This window comes from Sinorhizobium fredii NGR234, assembly GCF_000018545.1.
Classification (GTDB): domain Bacteria; phylum Pseudomonadota; class Alphaproteobacteria; order Rhizobiales; family Rhizobiaceae; genus Sinorhizobium; species Sinorhizobium fredii_A.
Genome location: NC_012587.1, coordinates 3,445,697 through 3,465,092, shown reverse-complemented (window position 1 = coordinate 3,465,092; position 19,396 = coordinate 3,445,697). Strand labels below are relative to the sequence as shown.

At 64.1% G+C, this 19,396-nt stretch carries 7 protein-coding genes and 1 pseudogene; 5 read left to right on the top strand and 3 right to left on the bottom strand.

Annotated elements, in window-relative coordinates; translation table 11 throughout:
* The first annotated feature begins 36 nt into the window (after nt 1–36).
* The 3 genes from NGR_RS27585 (at nt 37) to NGR_RS27575 (ending at nt 11,272) form a co-directional block, all read left to right on the top strand.
* On the top strand, nt 37–930 hold the full coding sequence (locus tag NGR_RS27585; protein WP_012709770.1) for a LysR family transcriptional regulator: 894 nt from the start codon (nt 37–39) through the stop codon (nt 928–930).
* Nucleotides 931–1,284: 354 nt separating this feature from the next.
* Nucleotides 1,285–9,897, top strand: coding sequence for a cyclic beta-(1,2)-glucan synthase (ndvB, locus tag NGR_RS27580; RefSeq protein WP_012709769.1), 8,613 nt, complete (start codon nt 1,285–1,287; stop codon nt 9,895–9,897).
* A 190-nt stretch (nt 9,898–10,087) separates the two neighbouring features.
* Complete coding sequence (locus NGR_RS27575) at nt 10,088–11,272, top strand: OpgC family protein (protein ID WP_012709768.1); 1,185 nt, start codon at nt 10,088–10,090, stop codon at nt 11,270–11,272.
* Between the two features lie 107 nt (nt 11,273–11,379).
* Here NGR_RS27575 and NGR_RS27570 read toward each other — a convergent pair whose 3' ends face one another.
* The gene (locus NGR_RS27570; protein ID WP_164924688.1) at nt 11,380–12,009 is read right to left on the bottom strand and encodes a LysE family translocator; all 630 of its coding nucleotides are present in this window, start codon (nt 12,007–12,009) and stop codon (nt 11,380–11,382) included.
* A gap of 177 nt (nt 12,010–12,186) precedes the next feature.
* Nucleotides 12,187–13,944, bottom strand: coding sequence for a glucan ABC transporter ATP-binding protein/ permease (locus NGR_RS27565; RefSeq protein ID WP_012709766.1), 1,758 nt, complete (start codon nt 13,942–13,944; stop codon nt 12,187–12,189).
* Between the two features lie 369 nt (nt 13,945–14,313).
* On the opposite strand from NGR_RS27565, the gene NGR_RS27560 reads away from it, so the two are divergent.
* Both NGR_RS27560 and pyc read left to right on the top strand, forming a co-directional pair.
* Nucleotides 14,314–15,054 carry a LuxR family transcriptional regulator gene (locus NGR_RS27560; protein WP_012709765.1) on the top strand — a complete coding sequence of 247 codons (741 nt, stop codon included), beginning with the start codon at nt 14,314–14,316 and terminating at the stop codon, nt 15,052–15,054.
* A gap of 233 nt (nt 15,055–15,287) precedes the next feature.
* Nucleotides 15,288–18,743 carry a pyruvate carboxylase gene (gene pyc / locus NGR_RS27555; protein ID WP_012709764.1) on the top strand — a complete coding sequence of 1,152 codons (3,456 nt, stop codon included), beginning with the start codon at nt 15,288–15,290 and terminating at the stop codon, nt 18,741–18,743.
* Between the two features lie 336 nt (nt 18,744–19,079).
* Here the strand turns inward: pyc and NGR_RS27550 are convergent.
* A pseudogene (locus NGR_RS27550) lies at nt 19,080–19,160 on the bottom strand (amino acid ABC transporter ATP-binding protein); the annotation flags it as partial.
* Between the last annotated feature and the right edge of the window lie 236 nt (nt 19,161–19,396).

Sequence of the window (19,396 nt, the reverse complement as noted above, 5' to 3'; positions counted from 1 at the left end):
TCGCGTTGCTTCTGACTATGTTGATGCGAGGCCGGAATGAAGTTGAGCCGCCGACTGGTTCCCGACGTGACGACGCTGCAGGCCTTCGAATGCGCGGCGCGCCACGGCAGCTTCACCCAGGCCGCCGCCGAGCTCAATCTTACCCAAAGCGCTGTCAGCCGGCAGATTAAGGACCTCGAAACGCAATTGGGCGTGCTGCTCTTCGAACGGGTCCGGCAACGGGTGATCCTCTCGGATGCGGGCCAGAAATTCCTGCCGGAGGTCCGCCGTCTGCTGCACCAGACGGAGGAACTGATGGTGCGCGCCATGGCCTCGGCACGGGCCGATTCAAGCCTGTCCGTCGCCTCGCTGCCGACCTTCGGCAGCCGTTGGCTGGTGCCGCGCCTGCCCGATTTCCTGAGGCGTTTTCCCGGCACGGTTCTCAACCTCGCGTCGCGCTCCGCGCCGTTCGATTTCGACGAGCAGAACTTCGACCTGGCGATCCACTACGGCCAACCGGTCTGGGCGCGCGCCACCTGCAGCTATCTGTGCAGCGAGGTCATCGTGCCGGTCGCAAGTCCGGGGCTTCTTGCGGCAAATTCGGTCGAGGGGCCCGAGGACATCGGCGGGGGACCGCTGCTTCACCTTGCGACAAGACCGAAGCTCTGGGCGCAATGGTTCGACGCGAACGGCGTCGACAATCACGGCGCCTATCGGGGCAACCGGTTCGACCAATTCTCGATGGTGATCGAAGCGGCGACCGCAGGTCTCGGTTTTGCCCTTTTGCCCCGCTATCTGATCGAACAGGAACTCACCGCAGGCACGCTGCGGATCGTACTCGACCGACCGATGCAGACGGAAAACAGTTATTATCTCGTCGTACCGGAAGGCAAACTGGAAAATCCGATCAGCCGCGCCTTCCGCGAATGGATCAGCGAGCAGGTCGACTGAAACCGACGCTGCCGGGGAGGGTGGAGGGCGGCTTTCCGGGCGATCCTCTTGGGGATCGCCACGCTGCCGCATACCAGGAAGGGGCCGGACTTGAGAGAAGCATTCATCGAGCCAGCGGCAGGGTGCCGCCGCGCCGCATTGCCGCCACGGCAGTCCCGCGCAAATCGTCCCGGGCGCTGCTCGCAATCCTTGCAAGCCGCTGGCACTACGGCTAAAAAATGCCACTTTCATGCAGCACGCGGCCGTGACATCCAACGCGCCGTCGGCTTTGCGATCTCTAAGCCCCAAGTCCCGGCCGGCGCCTGCTTCCGCGGGTTTCCTGCTCCAGGATGACGACCGCGGATGGGGGGACACATGACCGTGTCTAGAAACGCGCCGGCGACGCCTGGATCTTCAGGGCCGCAGCCACTTCGGCAGATCAACGAGAACCGGGCCGATCAACCCCGGTTGGAACCAGAATCCATACCCATGCTCCAACATACGACGTCGTCCAATACACCGCGCGAACCGGAAGCGAAGCAGATCGACTACAACGACTCGATCCGCTCGACCTATTATTCGATCGACGATCTCAGGGCCTGCGGTGCCGAGCTTGCGTTAAACGGGGTTTCCTCCCTTCCGGGATTCTTTCCCTTCGAGTTCCGCCCCAGGCATCGGGAAAACGAGAAGGAAATCTTTCGCGTCTACCGGGCGACGGCGGCCGATGTCGAAGCCGGCGCCTCGATCACCCCGGCCGCCGAGTGGCTGCTCGACAACCACCACGTCGTCGAGGAAGCGATCCAGGAGGTCCGGCGCGACTTCCCGCGCAGGTTCTATCGCCAATTGCCGACGCTGTCGGTTTCCGGAACGACGATCCCGCGCAGCATGGCGCTTGCCTGGCTCTATGTGGCCCATACGCACAGCACCGTCTCGCGCGAGACCATCACCGCGATGGTGCAGGGCTTCCAGGAGCATGAGACTTTCAGGATCGGCGAGTTGTGGGCCTTGCCGTCGATCCTGCGCTTCGCGCTCATCGAAAACCTCAGACGCATCGCGATCCGCGTCGAACGCTCGCGCGGCATGCGGCGCAAGGCGAACGAGGTCGCCGACCAGATCATCCGCGTGAGCGACCCGGAACGATGCCGGGCGCTGCTGGCGGACTCCGAGGCGCTCGCCGCCGACAACACATTCATTGCCCAGCTTCTCTACCGCATGCGCGACGGGTCGCAGACCTCCGGAGCGGTCATCGCCTGGATCGAGGAACGGCTGGAGCAGCGCGGCACCGACGTCGAGGAGGCACTGGTCGCGGAGCAGAACCGCCTGTCGTCGGGCAATGCGACGATGAGCAACATCATTCGCAGCCTGCGCGAGATCGACGACACGGACTGGGCCGTCTGGTTCGAGAGCGTCAGCAAGATCGATGCGACGCTGCGCGACGGCTCCGACTATGCGGCACTCGACTTCGGCTCGCGCAACAAGTATCGCGACACGATCGAAAAACTCGCCCGCCGCTCCGGCTACAGCGAGCACGAGGTCACCGAAACGGCGATCGAGATGGTCGGCGAGGCAAGGGCCGCCGCCGCGGTCGAGGCGCCGCTGCAGGAACCGAATGTCGGCGCCTTCCTGGTCGGCAAACAGCGGAAAAACCTCGAGAGAAGGATCGGCTATTCGCCGTCGGTGCTGCAGCGGATGGTCCGCCTGGTGCGCAAGCTGGACTGGTTTGCGATCGCCGGGCCGAACATCCTGCTGACCATCCTGGCGATGATCGCCGTCTTCGTTTTCGTCAACCCGATGGACATTCCGAGCGGCGCCAAGCTGATCATGCTGCTGCTTTTCGCGCTGCCGGCGTCCGAGGGCGCGATGGGCCTGTTCAACACGCTCGTCACGCTGTTCGTCAAACCGTCGCGGCTCGTCGGCTACGAATTTCTCGACGGCATCCCGGAGGACGCCCGCACGCTCGTCGTGGTGCCCTGCCTGATCGCCAAGCGCGACCATGTCGACGAACTGGTGCGCAATCTAGAGGTTCACTATCTCGCCAATCCGCGCGGCGAGATCTCTTTCGCGCTGGTGAGCGACTGGGCCGACAGCAAGTTCGAGGAAACGCCTGCCGATTCGGACGTGCTCGAATACGCCAAGCGCGAGGTGGCGGCGCTCACGGCCCGTTACGCCTATGACGGCAGGACCCGCTTCTTCCTCCTGCATCGCCGCCGGCTTTTCAACGAGGCCGAAGGCGTCTGGATGGGCTGGGAACGCAAGCGCGGCAAGCTGCACGAGTTGAACCTCCTGCTGCGCGGCGATCGCGACACCTCGTTCCTGCAGGGCGCCAATATGGTGCCGGAGGGCGTGCAATATGTCATGACGCTCGATTCCGACACGCGGCTGATGCGCGACGCGGTGACGAAGCTGGTCGGCAAGCTCTATCACCCGATCAACCGGCCGGTCGTGAACCCCCGCACGCAGAACGTCGTCGCCGGCTACAGCCTGCTGCAGCCGCGCGTCACGCCGTCGCTGACGACCGGCAACGAGGCCTCCGCCTTCCAGCGCATCTTCTCGATCAACCGCGGCATCGATCCCTATATCTTCACGGTCTCCGACGTCTATCAGGACATCACCGGTGAAGGCAGCTTCACCGGCAAGGGCCTCTACCACGTCGATGCCTTCGAGGCCGCGCTCAAGGGCCGCATCGAAGAAAATGCGGTGCTCAGCCACGACCTGCTCGAGGGTTCCTATGCGCGTTGCGCATTGGTGACCGATATCGAACTCGTCGAGGATTTTCCGACCCGCTACGAGGTCGAGATGTCGCGCCAGCACCGCTGGGCGCGCGGCGATTGGCAGCTCCTGCCTTACATCTTCAGCCTGACGAACGGGCTCTCCATGCTTGGCCGCTGGAAGATGTACGACAACCTGCGCCGCTCGCTGATCCCCGTCGCCTGGCTCGCCGCCTCGGTCATGGGCTGGTACTACATGCAGCCGACGGATGCGCTGATCTGGCAGATCGTGCTGATCTTCAGCCTTTTCGTCGCGCCGACGCTGTCGCTGATCTCCGGAATCATGCCGCGGCGCAACGATATCGTCGCGAGAGCCCATATCCATACGGTGCTTTCCGACATCCGCGCCGCCAATGCGCAGGTCGCCTTGCGGATCGTCTTCATCGCCCACAACGCGGCGATGATGGCGGACGCGATCGTCCGGTCGCTCTACCGCACCTTCGTCAGCCGCAAGCTGATGCTCGAATGGCGCACGGCCGCACAGGTGCAGAGCGCCGGCCACGGCTCGATCGGCGATTATTTCCGCGCCATGTGGGCGGCGCCGGCTCTTTCCATCGTCTCGCTGGCGCTCGCGGCGATCTCCGATACCGGGCTGCCCTTCATCGGCATTCCCTTCGCTCTTCTGTGGGCGGCGTCGCCGGCGGTCGCATGGTTCGTCAGCCAGTCGGCCGAAACCGAAGACCAGCTGGTCGTCTCCGACGAGGCGATCGACGAGATGCGCAAGATCGCCCGGCGGACCTGGCGCTACTTCGAGAGCTTCGTCACCGCCGAGCAGAACTTCCTGCCTCCGGACAATTTCCAGGAAACCCCGCAGCCGGTGCTGGCGGAACGCACCTCGCCCACGAATATCGGCGTCTATCTCCTGTCGGTGATGTCGGCGCGCTCCTTCGGCTGGATCGGCTTCGAGGAGACGATCACCCGGCTCGAGCAGACGATCGCGACGATCGACCGCATGCCGAAATATCGTGGTCATCTGTTCAACTGGTACCGCACGCGGGGCCTCGAAACGATGGAGCCGCGCTATATTTCGTCGGTCGACAGCGGCAATCTCGCCGGCCACCTGATCTCGGTCTCGTCCATGTGCCGGGAATGGGCCGAGGCGCCTTCCGCCCATGTCCAGGGCAGCCTCGACGGCATCGGCGATGTCGCGGCGATTCTCGCCGAGGTGTTGAACGAGCTGCCGGACGACCGCAAGACGGTGCGACCGCTCAGGCGGCTGATCGAAGAGCGCATCGCCGGGTTCCAGAACGCGCTCGCCGCGGTCAAGCGGGAGCACGAATTCGCCTCGATCCGGGTCATCAACCTGGCGGTGCTCGCCCGCGACATGCACAAGCTTACCGTCAATCTCGACCATGAAGTGCGCACCGCCCAAAGCGGCGAGGTGGCGAAATGGGCAAGCTCGCTGGTGGCGACCTGCGAGGCGCATATCGCCGACGGCGTCTTCGATCTCGGCGCGATCGACGCGCTGCGCCAGCGCCTGCTGGTGCTGAAGGACCGGGCCCGCGACATCGCCTTCTCGATGGATTTCAGCTTCCTGTTCCGGCCGGAGCGGCGGCTGCTGTCGATCGGTTACAGGGTCAACGCCAACGAACTCGACGAGGCCTGCTACGACCTCCTGGCCTCGGAAGCGCGGCTGACGAGTCTCTTTGCGATCGCCAAGGGGGACCTGCCGACGGAGCATTGGTACAAGCTCGGGCGGCCGATCGTGCCGATCGGCGCGCGCGGTGCGCTCGTCTCCTGGTCCGGCTCGATGTTCGAATATCTGATGCCGCCGCTCGTCATGCAGGAGCGGCAGGGCGGCATCCTGAACCAGACGAACAATCTGGTGGTGCAGGAGCAGATCAACCACGGACGCCGCCTCGGTACCCCCTGGGGCATCTCCGAGGCCGCCTTCAACGCCCGCGACCACGAGCTTACCTACCAGTACACGAATTTCGGCGTGCCGACGCTGGGCCTCAAACGCGGCCTCGGCCAGAATGCGGTGATCGCCCCCTATGCGTCGATCCTTGCCTGCATGTACGATCCGAAGTCGGCGCTCGCCAATCTGGCGCGGCTCAGGGACGTCGGCGCCGTCGGGGCCTATGGCTACCATGATGCCGTGGATTTCACGCCGACCCGCGTGCCCGAAGGGCAGAAATGCGCCGTGGTTCGCAACTACTATGCCCACCACCACGGCATGTCGATCGCGGCCGTGGCAAACGTTGTCTTCACCGGGCAGCTGCGCGAATGGTTCCATGCCGATCCGGTGATCGAGGCGGCGGAGCTGCTGCTGCAGGAGAAGGCGCCGCGCGACATTCCGCTGATGGCCGCCAAGCGCGAGCCGGAATCGCTCGGCAAGGGCCAGGCCGACCTGCTGCGCCCGGAAGTCCGGGTCATCGAGGACCCGCTGTCGCAGGACCGCGAGACGGTCTTCCTGTCGAACGGCCATTACTCGATCATGCTGACGGCGACCGGGGCCGGCTATGGGCGCTGGAACGGCCAGTCGGTCACCCGTTGGAAGCCGGATCCGGTGGAAGACAGGACGGGGACGTTCATCTTCCTGCGCGACACCGTGAACGGCGAGTGGTGGTCGGCGACCGCCGAGCCGCGCCGCGTCGAAGGCGAGAAGACGCTGACCCGCTTCGGCGACGACAAGGCCGAGTTCGTCAAGACCGTCGGCGATCTGACGAGCGAAGTGGAATGCATCGTCGCCACCGAACACGACGCGGAAGGCCGCCGGGTGATCCTGCTCAATACGGGCACGGAAGACCGGTTCATCGAGGTCACCTCCTATGCCGAGCCGGTGTTGTCCTTTGACGACGCCGACAGCTCGCATCCGGCCTTCTCGAAGATGTTCATCCGTACGGAAATCAGCCGGCAGGGCGATGTCATCCGCGTGTCGCGCAACAAGCGCGGTCCCGGCGATCCGGATATCGAAGTCGCGCATCTCGTCACCGACAATGCCGGCAGCGATCGCCATACCCAGGCGGAAACCGACCGCCGCCGCTTCCTCGGCCAGGGCCGGACGCTTTCGGAGGCCGCCGCCTTCGACCCGGGGGCGAGCCTGTCGGGCACGGACGGCTACACGCTCGATCCGATCATGGCGCTCCGGCGCGTCGTCAGGGTTCCGGCAGGCAAGAAGGTCAGCGTCATCTTCTGGACGATCGCTGCCCCGGATCGTGAGGGCGTCGATCGGGCGATCGACCGCTACCGCCACCCGGAAACGTTCAATCATGAGCTCATCCATGCCTGGACCCGCAGCCAGGTGCAGATGCGCCATGTCGGGATCAGTTCCAAGGAGGCGGCGAGCTTCCAGATGCTCGGCCGCTACCTGGTCTATCCGGACATGCACCTTCGCGCCGATGCGGCGAGCGTCAAGGCCGGCCTCGCCACCCAGGCGGCGCTGTGGCCGCTGGCGATCTCCGGCGATTTCCCGATCTTCTGCCTGAGGATCAACGACGACGGCGATCTCGGCATCGCCCGCGAGGCGCTGCGCGCGCAGGAGTATCTGAGAGCCCGCGGCATCACCGCCGATCTGGTTGTCATCAACGAGCGCGCCTCGTCCTATGCGCAGGACCTGCAGCACACGCTGGATTCGATGTGCGAAAATCTCAGGCTGCGTGGCCTCTCGGACGGCCCGCGCCAGCACATTTTCGCGGTGCGGCGCGACCTGATGGAGCCGGAGACCTGGTCGACGCTGATCTCGGCGTCGCGCGCCGTCTTCCACGCCCGCAACGGCACGATCACCGACCAGATCGCCCGCGCCGCCGCCCTTTACGCAAAGCCTGCGGAAAAGGCGGAGGAGAGCGCGCGGATGCTGCTGCCGGTTATCGAGGACAGGTCCGGCCGCCCCGCTGCGGTCGTCTCCGGTGACGACCTCGAATTCTGGAACGGCTTCGGCGGCTTTGCGGAGGATGGTCGCGAGTATGTCGTGCGGCTGCGCGGCGGCGAGGCGACGCCTCACCCGTGGATCAACGTCATTTCCAACGAGGGTTTCGGCTTCCACGTGTCGGCCGAGGGAGCCGGCTTCTCCTGGAGCCGCAATTCGCGCGACTACCAGCTGACCCCCTGGACCAACGACGCCGTCGTCAACCGCCCGGGCGAAGCGATCTTCATCCGCGATATGGCGAGCGGTTCGGTATTGACGCCCTACGCCGCCCTTTCGCGGCGCAAGTCGGCGCTGTTCGAAGCGCGCCATGGCCTCGGCTATTCGCTGTTCCGAAGCAGGCAGGACGACCTCGAGATCGAGGCAACCCACACGGTGCACCGGTCGCTGCCGGCAAGGCTCGTCCGGCTGTCGATCCGCAACCGCGGTTCGTCCGCCCGCAAGCTGCGCGTCTACGGCTATGCCGAGTGGGTTCTCGGCAACAACCGCAGCCGCACCGCGCCCTTCGTGCTCAGCGAATGGCAGGAAGGCGCCAAGGCGCTGCTTGCGACCAATCCCTACAGCATCGACTATGCCGGCCGCACGGCATTCTTCGCGATGGATGGCGAGACGGCGAGCTATACGGCGAGCCGCCGGGAGTTCCTCGGCGGGAGCGGCGCGATCCTCGCCCCTGAGGCGGTCCTCTCGGGCAGCGCACTTTCCGGATCGACCGAAGTGGATGGCGATCCCTGCGCGGCGCTGGCGACGGATCTCAGCATCGAGCCCGGCTCCGAGCGGCAGGTCACCTTCTTCCTCGGCGATGCCGACAGCAGCGACAAGGTAGAGGACATTCTCGGGGAATTGCGGGCCGGTGCCTTCGACAAGGTGCTGGAGGCGTCAAAGACCTTCTGGAGCGAGTTCACCGGTGTCGTGAAGGTGGAGACCCCCGACCGGGCCTTCAACCACATGGTCAATCATTGGCTTCCCTACCAGAGCCTCGGGTGCCGGATCATGGCGCGCTCGGCCTTCTATCAGGCGAGCGGTGCCTTTGGCTTCCGCGATCAGTTGCAGGATACGCTCGCCTTCCTGACGCACCGGCCGGAACTGGCGCGGGCGCAGGTGCTGAACGCCGCCTCCCGGCAGTTCGTCGAAGGCGACGTGCAGCATTGGTGGCTGCCGGGTTCGGGGGCGGGGGTTCGGACGATGATTTCCGATGACGTTGTCTGGCTCGCCTATGCGGTCGCCCATTATTGCACCGTCACGGGGACGAAGGACCTTCTCGATCAGAAGCTGGCCTTTATCACCGGACCGGCGCTCGAGGAGGGACAGCACGACAGCTTCTACACGCCGGAGATCTCCGACGAGGTTGCCGACATCTACGAGCATTGCGCGCGAGCGCTCGATCTCGCCATCAAGCGCACCGGTGCCAACGGCCTGCCGCTGATTCTCGGCGGCGACTGGAACGACGGCATGAACCGCGTCGGCGAGGCGGGCGAAGGCACGAGCGTCTGGCTCGGCTGGTTCCTGGCAGGCGCCTTGCGCGCCTTCCTGCCCTATGCGCGCGAGCGTCAGGACGAGCCGCGGGCGGCCCTCTGGGAATCGCACCTCGATATCCTTAAGCGGGGGCTCGACGAGGCCGGCTGGGACGGCGACTACTATCGCCGCGGTTATTATGACGACGGGACGCCGCTCGGCTCGGCGGAAAGCAACGAGTGCCGGATCGACTCGATCGGGCAATCATGGAGCACGCTTTCGGGCGAGGGCGACCCGGAGCGGTCCAGGCGCGCCATGGATGCGGTGATGGCGGAACTGGTCGATCCGGAAAAGCGCATCGTCCGGCTGTTCACGCCGCCGCTCGAAAAGACCAAGCAGGATCCTGGCTATATCAAGTCCTACCCGCCGGGCGTGCGCGAGAATGGCGGCCAATATACCCACGCTGCCACTTGGGTCGTGCTGGCCTTTGCCGCCCAGGGACGGCCCGAGGAAGCCTGGCGGGCATTCCAGATGCTGAACCCGATCTCGCATGCGCGCAATCGCGACGATGCGGAACACTACCGCGTCGAGCCCTATGTCGTGGCGGCCGATATCTACGGCGAGGGCGCGCTTGCCGGCCGCGGCGGCTGGACCTGGTATACCGGTTCGGCGGGCTGGCTCTACCGCGCCGGCGTCGAGGGGATCCTCGGCATTCGCCAGCGGGGCGAGAGGCTGGCGATCCAGCCGGTGCTGCCGGAAGCCTGGGACGGCTATTCGGCCGAGGTCCGGCTGAACGGCGCCACGCACCGGATTTCCGTCAGCCGCGACAAAAAAACCGGTGAGTTGATCGTCAGCGTCAATAATAGTGTCACAAAAAACGCGCATGAAGGCATTTTGCTGTAAGCGCCGGAAGTGAATCGGAGAGGAACCGGCTTTGTACGAACGTGCGAGGCCGGTTTTTCTTTGCCGTCAGTTCAGGTATCGCGACCCATTGCGGGTTGCGGTTTCATTGATGCCGAAAAGCCCCCTGTGGCGGCGGCGTCCGGTTTCAACAGGGGGTCGGGCGGGGCGCCAAATCCCGGATAAGGGCCGTATGCTGCAAAAGACTTCTTGGGGCGTCAGAGACCGGATCGGAACCGCCCCGGTCACGACAAACCCGGTCACGACAAACCCGGTCACGAATGGGCGCGACACGCGCCTCGACGTCTTCCGGGCGCTCTGCCTGCTGACGATCTTCGTCAACCACGTTCCGGGTCAGTATCTCGAATATCTGACGCACAAGAACATCGGCTTTTCCGATTCGGCCGAGGCCTTCGTGCTGATTTCCGGCCTGTCGGTCGGCGTCGCCTATGGCGGCAGGTTCGTGGCCGGTCAGCGGCTGGCGCTGAGCTTGAAGATCTGGCGCCGGGCGCTGACGCTCTACGTCGCCCATATCATGACGAGCGTGGTGACGCTGGCGATCTTCGCCGGCGGCGCGCTTTATTTCGGCCGCCAGGATCTGATCGGCGAAATCAACATCCGCCCGATCGTCGATCAGGCCGAGCAGGGCATCGTCGCCATGGTTCTGCTCGGCCACCAGCTCGGCTACAACAACATCCTGTCGATGTACGCGGTGCTGTTCCTGATGCTGCCCGGCCTCTTATGGCTGAATGCGTTGCGTCCATCGCTGCTCTTCGTCCTTTCGGCCGCTCTCTGGCTTGCCGCCGGCTGCTTCAAGCTGGTGCCGTACAATTTCCTCGACGAAGGCTACTGGTTCCTCAATCCGTGGTCCTGGCAGTTCCTCTTCGTGATTGGCATCCTCGCAATCGGTCATGTGCGCCGCGGCGGTCGCCTGCCGCGAAGCTGGTGGCTCATCGTGCCTTCCGCAGCCTATCTGCTGGTCTCGGGCGCCTGGGTGCTGTTCTCCTGGTGGAGCCTCGACTTCTCCTTCGGGCTGCCCGCGGTACTGACCGGCTTCGACAAGACGTTCCTGTCGCTGACGCGGCTCCTGCACGTGCTGGCGCTCGCCTATTTGCTGGCGATCACCCCGCTCGTCAGCCGGCTGACGCGGCTCGACACCAACCATCCGCTAGTGATGGTCGGCCGGCATTCGCTGGCGGTGTTCATCTTCGGAACGATCCTCGCCATGGCGGGCCAGGTGCTGCTCTTCGTCACCGGCAAGAACCCGATCGTCGGCTCGCTCTTCGTCGTCGCCGGCATCGGCCTGCACTTCGTCTATGCCTATTACCTCGACTGGCTTCGGGAAATGGCCGGCGCGAAGCCACTCAGGGCGGCGTGAGGGACGCCGGCCCGATTTAAAAGCACGTCGCTGATTTGGCGTGCTTTAGGTCTCCGCTTTTACACGTCGTTCTCCCCAAACCGCTGCACACTTTTGGGCGACATGCGTTAGTTCCTGGCGTCCAGGGCAAGTCGGCACGCCAGGCCCGTGAAAACGCTCGCGAGAAGATACTGGGGCAGCTTCGGGAAGCGGAGTCCGGAAAGTCGCGTGCGGACATGGTTTCCGAGAAGGATGACCGAGCCGTTCACGAGAAAGCCGATCCCATTCAGTATCGTTGCGAGAAGAAGCATCTGAGTGACGATTGATCCGCCGTCGGGATGCACGAACTGCGGGAACAGAGCCAAAACAAAGAGGGCCATCTTCGGATTCAGGAGGTTGGTCAGGAGGCCCTCCCCGAAAATCCGCTTAGGTGAAAGTCGCTTTAGCGCCGATGTCGGGGAAAAGTTCGACCCGTCCGAGCGGACTGTCTTGTAGGCCAAGTAGAGAAGATAGGCGCAGCCCGCCCAACGCACGATCTCATAGGCGACCGGCACGGCCACAAAGAGCTGCGAGAGGCCGAGGGCGGCGGCGAGCGCATGGCAATAGGTGCCGAGCGCGATTCCGGCATAGGTGAGGAACCCGGCGGTGCGCCCTTGGCTAATGCTGCGTGAGGCGATGAGCAGCATATCGGGGCCCGGGGTGGCGGTGAGCACCAAAGACGCGGTGGCGAAAAGTAGGAGGGTGGAGAAATCCGGCATGTTGATTCCCTTGGAATTGAAGCCGGAATTCCGGTCTATCAAGATTTTCGGGAATGACAAGGCTGCTCGGGCGTTGCAGGCAAGTCCCCGCGACGAAAAAGCCACCCGCGTTTCCTTGCGGGTGGCTTCCGTTTCATGGCCGCTGGTAGTCCGTCGTTCTATCCTAGACCGAAGAACTTATGCCGCCGTGAGGCTCTTGCGGACGTCCTCGTCCGTCAGGATGCCGCTGGCGCGCAGCAGGGCGGCGAAGCGGCCGTTGCTCTGGCTGAGCTCGCTGAAGCCGCCCATCTCGACGACCCGGCCGTGATCCATGAAGATCACCAGGTCGGCCTCGCGCACCGTCGACAGCCGGTGGGCGATGATGAAGGTCGTGCGGTCCTTGCGCAGCGCATCGATCGCTTCCTTGACGCGTGCCTCGGTTTCGACGTCGAGAGCGCTGGTCGCCTCGTCGAGGACCAAGATCGGCGCGTTCTTGAGGATGGCGCGGGCAATGGCGATCCGCTGGCGCTCGCCGCCGGAGAGCCGGTTGCCGCGTTCGCCGACGAGGGTTTCGTAGCCGTTGAGGCGGCCTTCGATGAAGTCGCTGGCGGCGGCCGCTTCGGCGGCGCCCATGACCTCTTCCAGCGAGGCGTCCTCGCGGCCGAGGCGGATGTTGTCGCCGATCGAGCGGTTCATCAGGCAGGCATCCTGGAAGACGGTGGCGATCGAGCGGCGCAGCGACTTGCGGGTGACCTTCGAGATGTCGACGCCGTCGATCAGGATCTGGCCGTGCTTCGGCTCATGGACCCGCTGAAGCAAGTTGACGAGCGTCGTCTTGCCGGCGCCGGTCGGGCCGACGATGGCGATCGTCTGGCCGGCCTTGGCAGTGAAGGAGACGTTGCGCACGCCCTGGGCGGAATTGGCGAAGTCGAAGGAGACGTCGCGGAATTCCACCTCGCCGACGACGCCGCTGAGATCCGCGGCGCCAGCCGGCTCCTCGCGTTCGCGCACCGAATCCTCGAGCTGGTAGAAATCCTGGAGCTTGGCGCGGGCCTCGAAGATCTGCGTCACGAAGGCCTTCATCTGGTCGAGACGGCCGATCAGCAGATTGGCGAAGCCGATGAAGGCGATGACCTCTCCGACGCCGAGTTCGCCGCGCTGCACCAGAATGGTGCCGATGACAAGGATCGTCATCATCGAGATGGTCGAGGCGATGCGGTTGAGCGCGCTCGCCAGCGCCCACCAGTCGAGCACCGGATACTGGGCCGAGAGCAGCCGCTCGGCAAACTTCTTCAGTTCGCGCGTTTCCGCTTCGATACGGTTGTAGCTGTGGACCACCGAGACGTTGCTGATCGCATCGGAGACGTGCGAGAAGACCGTGTGGTAATGGTTCTCGACCGAGGCCTGGCCGTCCTTGGTCCGGTTCATCACGACCTTGCTGATCAGCACATAGGCGGCGCCGAGCACGACGAGGACCATCGACAGGCGAAAGTCCATGGCGAAGGCGGTCGGCACCAGCAGGACGAGCGCGACGGCGGTCGCGAGGTGCTGCCGCATGAATTCGAGCCACAGGCCGAAGAGGGTCTCGCAGGCGCGCAGCAGCGTATGCAGCGCGTTCGAGGTGCCACGCTGGCTATGCCAGGAGAGCGGCATGGAGACGATCCGGCCGAAGGCTTCGGTCAAGAGCGTCGCCCGGCGGCCATGCGCAAGGCGGTCGGCCTCTCGGGAGACGAGTACGAAGGCGATCGTGTTGAAGACACCGAAGCCGGCCCATAGCAGCAGCATCGGCGCGACGTCCTTTTGCGTCGAGATCGCGTCGATGATCCGGCCGAAGAGGATAGGCTCGGCGATCGTGATGACGGCCAGGACGATATTGGCGATGACGATCGCCCCGACACGATATTTGTGGACAGCAAGATACTGAAGCGCTCTTGCATACACCTGGAATAAAGACACTGTCTCACCCCTTCTGGGCATCGGATTCTTCGCCGCACCAGCAATGCGGCAATGCGTTGCGACTTTGGCGATCAACGCAGGATTGCCCTGCAGGACCGACAAAGCCGCGCGAGACGACCCTCTAGAAAAACCTGCGGAAAACGCGAAACGGGCAAATCAGACGGCTTGATCATCCGGGTCCAAGGGAGGAATTGGTGGACGATCCATCGTTCGCTATCTCTTGCCACGACTCCGAATTTTTGCAGGTTCCGTACAGGACCGGGCGTGATAAGAAGAATTATCGCGGTTGCAACATGAATGGCTTCTGAACGGCGCGTTCATGGAAGAATTCGCAAGCGCTCGCCGTCCGTTCTGAGTTCAAGGTGTTCCATGAATATAACGTTGCTCGTACAGTTTCTGGCGCTTCTCGAGGAGATGAAGACACGCGAGGAAATCCTGCCGGAGTTCGAACGGCTGCTCGATCGCTGCGGTTTCGATTTCTACGGCGTGGTGCGCCAGCCCAAACCGCACGAGAACCCGCTGAGGCTGCTGCTCGCCGGGCGTTGGCCCGAGAGCTGGCCGCAGATCTACATCCGCAAGAAATACGTCGTCATCGATCCGACGATCCGCTATCTCGGCCACGCCCAGCGCGGCTTCCGCTGGCGCGACACGCTGGTCGCCTTCCGCTCGGACCCGCACCGCAAGCGCATGGAAAGCATGATGGTCGAGGCGCGCAATCACGGGCTTTTCGACGGCGATATCTTTCCGGTGCACGGCCGGCGCGGGCTGATGGGCAACTTGACCGTCGGCGGCCGGGTGGTCGATTTGAGCCCGGTGGAGCTGAGCCTCTTCGATGCGATTGCCAAACGGCTGTTCTGGAAGCTGCTCGAGCTCACCGATCCGGAAATCATGGCCGAGCTCGTCTCGCGCGTCGAAGTCCAGATGACGCGGCGCGAAATGGAGGCGCTCAACTATCTCGCCGACGGCATGACCTCAAACGACATCGGCAAGGTGCTCGACATTTCGAGCCACACCGTCGACTGGTACATGAACGGCATCCAGGAGAAGCTGAAGGCAAAGAACCGGCATCATGCCGTCGCCATCGCCTTCCGGCTCGGCCTCATCTCCTAAATGCATGTCGCCCCAAAAGTGTGCAGCGGTTTTGGGATGACGACATGCACAGAAACAAAGTCCTAAAGCGCGCCGCGTGAATACGTTTGAACGCGCCGCGCTTTAGGGCCGTCCTGACCCAATGGGTTAGGCTTCGTGTCGCATCTGAAATTGCACTTCATTCCATGACTCGCTAATAGTTCTTTTCGCGGGTGCAGCATTCCCGCGTTTTCAAGTCTATTGAGGAGTCCGACTTGTCCATCTCAAAGATCCTTGTTGCCAACCGATCCGAAATCGCCATCCGCGTCTTCCGCGCGGCCAATGAACTGGGGCTTAAAACGGTCGCGATATGGGCTGAGGAGGACAAGCTGGCGCTGCACCGCTTCAAGGCGGACGAGAGCTATCAGGTCGGCCGCGGCCCGCATCTTGGCCGCGATCTCGGGCCGATCGAGAGCTATCTGTCGATCGACGAGGTGATCCGCGTCGCCAAGCTGTCCGGCGCCGATGCCATCCATCCCGGTTACGGCCTGCTGTCGGAAAGCCCGGAATTCGCCGAGGCCTGTGCTGAAAACGGCATCACCTTCATCGGCCCGAAGCCGGAGACGATGCGCCAGCTCGGCAACAAGGTGGCGGCCCGCAATCTCGCCATCTCGATCGGCGTGCCGGTCGTGCCGGCGACCGAGCCGCTGCCGGACGATCCGGCCGAGATCGCCAGGCTTGCCGAGGAGATCGGCTATCCGGTGATGCTGAAGGCCTCCTGGGGCGGCGGCGGCCGCGGCATGCGGGCGATCCGCGATCCCAAGGACCTGATCCGCGAGGTGACCGAGGCGAAGCGCGAGGCGAAGGCCGCCTTCGGCAAGGACGAGGTCTATCTGGAGAAGCTCGTCGAGCGGGCCCGCCACGTCGAAAGCCAGATCCTCGGCGACACGCATGGCAACGTCGTGCATCTCTTCGAGCGCGACTGCTCGATCCAGCGGCGCAACCAGAAGGTCGTCGAGCGCGCGCCGGCGCCGTATCTCAGCGAAGCGCAGCGCGCCGAACTCGCCGACTATTCGCTGAAGATCGCCGAGGCGACCAATTATATCGGCGCCGGAACGGTCGAGTATCTGATGGATTCCGACACCGGCAAGTTCTACTTCATCGAGGTCAACCCGCGCATCCAGGTCGAGCACACGGTAACCGAGGTCGTCACCGGCATCGACATCGTCAAGGCGCAGATCCACATCCTCGACGGCTTTGCCATCGGTTCGCCGGAATCGGGCGTGCCTGACCAGGAAGACATCCGGCTGAACGGCCATGCGCTGCAGTGCCGCATCACCACCGAAGATCCCGAACAGAATTTCATTCCCGACTACGGTCGCATCACCGCCTATCGCGGCGCCACCGGCTTCGGGATCCGCCTCGACGGCGGCACCGCCTATTCCGGCGCGGTGATCACCCGCTACTACGATCCGCTCTTGGAAAAGGTCACCGCCTGGGCGCCGAAGCCGGACGAGGCGATCCAGCGGATGAACCGGGCGCTGCGCGAATTCCGTATTCGCGGCGTGGCGACCAACCTGACCTTCCTCGAGGCGATCATCGGCCACCCGAAGTTCAAGGACAACAGCTACACGACACGCTTCATCGACACGACGCCCGAGCTGTTCCAGCAGGTGAAGCGCCAGGACCGCGCCACCAAGCTCCTCACCTATCTCGCCGACGTCACGGTCAACGGCCACCCGGAGGCGAAGGGCCGGCCGAAGCCGAACGACGATATCGCCGCACCCGTCGTGCCGTTCATCAATGGCGAGGCGAAGCCCGGCACCAAGCAGAAGCTCGATGCGCTTGGGCCGAAGAAATTCGCCGAATGGGTGAAGGCGCAGCCGCAGGTGCTGCTCACCGACACGACGATGCGCGACGGCCATCAGTCGCTGCTTGCCACCCGCATGCGCACCTATGACATCGCCCGCATCGCCGGCACCTATTCGCGGGCGCTGCCAAACCTGTTCTCGCTGGAATGCTGGGGCGGCGCCACCTTCGACGTGTCGATGCGCTTTTTGACCGAAGATCCGTGGGAACGGCTGGCGATGGTGCGCGAGGGCGCGCCGAACCTCTTACTGCAGATGCTGCTGCGCGGCGCCAACGGCGTCGGCTACAAGAACTATCCGGACAATGTCGTCAAATACTTCGTCCGCCAGGCGGCCAAGGGCGGCATCGACGTGTTCCGCGTCTTCGACTGCCTCAACTGGGTCGACAACATGCGCGTGTCGATGGACGCCGTCGGCGAGGAGAACCGGATCTGCGAGGCGGCGATCTGCTATACCGGCGACATCCTGAATTCGGCCCGGCCGAAATACGATCTGAAGTACTACACGGCGCTTGCCGCCGAGCTGGAGAAGGCCGGCGCCCATATCATCGCCGTCAAGGACATGGCCGGGCTGTTGAAGCCGGCCGCGGCGCGGGTGCTGTTCAAGGCACTGAAGGAGGCGACCGACCTGCCGATCCACTTCCACACCCACGACACGTCAGGCATTGCCGCAGCGACGGTGCTTGCCGCCGTCGAGTCGGGCGCCGATATCGTCGATGCGGCGATGGACGCGCTCTCCGGCAACACCTCGCAGCCCTGCCTCGGCTCGATCGTCGAGGCGCTGTCCGGCACCGAGCGCGACCCGGGCCTGAACCCGGAATGGATCCGCCGCATCTCCTTCTACTGGGAGGCGGTGCGCCACCAATATGCGGCCTTCGAGAGCGACCTCAAGGGACCGGCCTCGGAAGTCTACCTGCACGAGATGCCGGGCGGCCAGTTCACGAACCTGAAGGAACAGGCCCGCTCGCTCGGGCTCGAGACCCGCTGGCACGAGGTGGCGCAGGCCTATGCCGACGCCAACCGGATGTTCGGCGACATCGTCAAGGTGACGCCGTCCTCCAAGGTGGTCGGCGACATGGCGCTGATGATGGTCTCCCAGGACCTGACGGTCGCCGACGTCGAGAACCCGGCCAAGGACATCGCCTTCCCGGACTCGGTGGTCTCGATGCTGAAGGGCGACCTCGGCCAGCCGCCGGGCGGTTGGCCGCAGGCGCTGCAGAAGAAGGCGCTGAAGGGCGAAGCCCCCTATACCGCCGTGCCGGGCTCGCTGCTGCCGGCCGCCGATCTCGATCAAGAGCGCAAAGCCATCGAGGACAAGCTCGAGCGTGATGTCGACGACTTCGAGTTCGCCTCCTACCTGATGTATCCGAAGGTGTTCACCGACTATGCGCTGGCCGCCGAGACCTACGGTCCGGTCAGCGTGCTGCCGACGCCCGCCTATTTCTACGGCATGGGCCCGGGCGAGGAACTGTTCGCCGACATCGAGAAGGGCAAGACGCTTGTCATCCTCAACCAGGCGCAGGGCGAGATCGACGAGAAGGGCATGGTCAAGATGTTCTTCGAGCTGAACGGCCAGCCGCGCTCGATCAAGGTGCCGGACCGCAACCGCGGCGCCTCCGCCGCCATCCGCCGCAAGGCCGAGGCCGGCAACGCCGCCCAGCTCGGAGCGCCGATGCCCGGCGTCATCTCGACCGTCGCGGTCCACGCCGGCCAGCCGGTCAAGGCCGGCGACGTGCTGCTCTCGATCGAGGCGATGAAGATGGAGACGGCGCTGCACGCCGAGAAGGACGGCATGATCGCCGAGGTGCTGGTCCGCGCTGGCGACCAGATCGACGCGAAGGATTTGCTGATCGTGTTTGGCTGATACGTGCAGCCCTTCGAACGCGAACGGCCGGAGCGATCCGGCCGTTTTTGTTTTGAGTGTAAGGTGAAGGGGCCAGGCCTGCGGAAGCCGCCAGACACGCTCTCTCCCACTGTCATCCTCGGGCTTGACCCGAGGATCCACACGCACGCATGCGGCCCACCGAGGGCAGCATATGCGTCGCTACACGTCAGCGTACGCCCACGTCTGTTAATTTTCGCTGCGGCTTGTAAATGGATCCTCGGGTCAAGCCCGAGGATGACGGTGGAGAGGGGAAAGCCCATCCGCAAGGCGCGTCGCAGTGCAATTGGCAATCCGCCCGCGCGCCCGAATTTTCGCTCAAATACTGTAGCTATGCGGCGCACCCAGCGAGGCAATAAACCTCTTCGTTCGCTCCCGCTCCGGCGTCGAAAAAATCTTGGCCAACGCCACTGCCTATCTTGTAGGGCTGGTTTGGTTGATGGCAGCGATAGTTTTCCCAGTTAAGCTCTGGAAGAGCGTTCAAACATCGTAGCTGTGCGGCGCGCTGCTGTTTGCTGTGGTGGGGGCATCGCAGGACTTATCCGACTATCGGGTCCATGGCCCGAAGGGTAGGGAGCAATACTCGACAGGACGTCGTGGTCCTACTTGGCGCTTGATCCGGGCCTCAGTCTCAC